2 protein-coding genes are annotated in these 2299 nt (G+C 73.5%); both read right to left on the bottom strand.

Going from position 1 to position 2299, the window contains the following annotated elements; all coding sequences use genetic code 11:
• A partial coding sequence (locus tag UK12_RS32285) for a type I polyketide synthase (protein ID WP_045306772.1) occupies nt 1-1327 on the bottom strand: 1327 nt, incomplete at its 3' end.
• A gap of 66 nt (nt 1328-1393) precedes the next feature.
• Nucleotides 1394-2299 (bottom strand): beta-ketoacyl reductase (locus tag UK12_RS32280; RefSeq protein ID WP_045306771.1); only part of this gene is annotated, 906 nt, incomplete at its 5' end.

The raw sequence follows: 2299 nt of genomic DNA, 5'->3' as shown, positions 1-2299 counted from the left end.
CACCCGCCCGGCGCAGCTCCCCCGTCTCCGGCCACGGCCGCGCCTGCGAGAGCAACTCCACCGCACCCGCCGACCAGTCCACATGCGGCGAGGGCTCGTTCACGTGCAGCGTCTGCGGCAGCACGCCGTGCCGCATCGCCATCACCATCTTGATGATGCCGCCGACACCCGCCGCCGCCTGGGTGTGACCGATGTTCGACTTCAGCGAACCCAGCCACAGCGGCCGGTCCGCTGCGCGCTCCTGGCCGTAGGTGGCGAGCAGCGCCTGCGCCTCGATCGGGTCGCCCAGCGTGGTGCCCGTACCATGCGCCTCGACCACGTCGATCTGACCAGGCGTCAGGAAGGCGCTGGCCAGGGCCTGGCGGATCACGCGCTGCTGGGACGGACCGTTGGGGGCGGTCAGACCGTTGGACGCACCGTCCTGGTTGATCGCCGAGCCCCGCACCACCGCCAGCACCGGATGTCCGTTGCGCCGTGCGTCCGACAGCCGCTCGACCAGCAGCATGCCGACACCCTCGCCCCAGCCGGTGCCGTCCGCGTCGTCCGAGAACGCCTTGCAGCGCCCGTCCGTCGCCAGGCCGCGCTGGCGGCTGAACTCCACGAAGGTACCGGGGGTCGCCATCACGGTGACGCCACCGGCCAGCGCCATCGTGCACTCGCCCGACCGCAGCGCCTGGACGGCCAGGTGCAGGGCGACCAGCGAGGAGGAGCAGGCGGTGTCCACGGTGACCGCCGGGCCTTCGAGACCGAAGGTGTAGGACACCCGGCCCGAGGCGACGCTGCCGAAGCTGCCGGTGCCCAGGTGGCCCTCGACGCCCTCGGGCACGGTGCCGAGCCGGCTGGCGTACTCGTGGTACATCAGTCCGGCGAAGATGCCGGTCCGGCTGCCCTTGAGCGCGGTCGGGTCGATGCCCGCCCGCTCGAACGCCTCCCAGGAGGTCTCCAGCAGCAGCCGCTGCTGCGGGTCCATGGCGAGGGCCTCGCGCGGCGAGATCCCGAAGAACGCCGGGTCGAACTCGGCGGCGTCGTGCAGGAAGCCGCCCTGGCTGACGTAGCTGGTGCCCTGTGCGTCCGGGTCGTCGTCGATCAGTGAGGACTCGTCCCAGCCCCGGTCGGCCGGGAAGCCGCTGATGGCGTCGCCACCGGCTGCGACCAGCTGCCACAGCTCCTCGGGCGAGGCGACCCCGCCGGGGTAGCGGCAGGCCATGCCGACGATCGCGATCGGCTCCTGGTCGCGCTCCTCCATCTCCCGCAGGCGTCGGCGGGCGTTCCGCAGATCGGCGGTGGCGCGCTTGAGGTAGTCGCGCAGCTTGTCCTCGTTCAGCATGTCCGTCCGCTCCTTGCGGCAAATCGGGGTCTCCCCTGCCGGAGGCTGGGGAGGGTCGCGCGTGGGTCAGGAAGTCTCGAGCTCGTCGTCGAGGAGGTCGAACAGTTCGTCGTCGGTGGCCGATTCGAGATCGCGGTCGTCGTCGGCGGACCGGTCGGGCGTCGCCGTGACCCGCCACTGCACCAGCAGGGCCTGGAGGCGCAACGTGACCCTTGCTCCGGTCTCCTCGTCCGCCGGCGCCGCCGCAAGGGCCTCGGCGAGCCGGTCGAGCTCGGCGAAGACGCTCGGCGCGGTCGCCGTACCGTCCTGCGGGATCACCGTCCGCAGATGTCCGACCAGATCGACGGGGCTCGGGTAGTCGAAGATCAGCGTGGCGGGCAGCCGCAGGCCGGTGACCGCATTGAGCCGGTTGCGCAGCTCGACGGCGGTCAGCGAGTCGAAGCCCAACTCCCGGAATGCGTGGGACGGCTGGACGGCCGAGGCGCCGGCGTAGCCAAGCACCGCGGCGACCTGCCCGCACACCAGCTCCAGCAGGATGCGCTCCTGCTCGTCGGCGGGGAGCCCGGCGAGCCGCTGCCTGAGCGCGGCGGCGGGGTCGGTCTCCACCACCGAGGCCGTGGCCCTGCGGGCGGGCGGCCGGACCAGGCCCCGCAGCAGGGCCGGGACCTGGCCCGACTCGGCCGCCTGGGCGCGCAGCCCGGCCAGGTCCAGCCGGGCCGGCACCAGGACGGCGTCCGGCAGCGCGGCGGAGGCGTCGAACAGGGCGAGGCCGTCGTCGATCGACAGGGCCGCCGCACCGCCGCGCGTCATCCGCCGGACGTCGAGCTCGGCCAACTCGCCTGCCATTCCGCCGTCCTCGGCCCACAGGCCCCAGGCGAGGGAGGTCGCGGGGATACCGGCGGCGCGGCGCCGGGCGGCCAGGGCGTCCAGGAAGCTGTTCGCCGCCGCGTAGTTGCCCTGGCCCGCGTTGCC

The organism is Saccharothrix sp. ST-888 (genome assembly GCF_000955975.1).
In the GTDB taxonomy this organism is placed as follows: domain Bacteria; phylum Actinomycetota; class Actinomycetes; order Streptomycetales; family Streptomycetaceae; genus Kitasatospora.
Note: the sequence above shows the minus strand (reverse complement) of the source record. Positions and strands in the feature narration are given on the sequence as shown.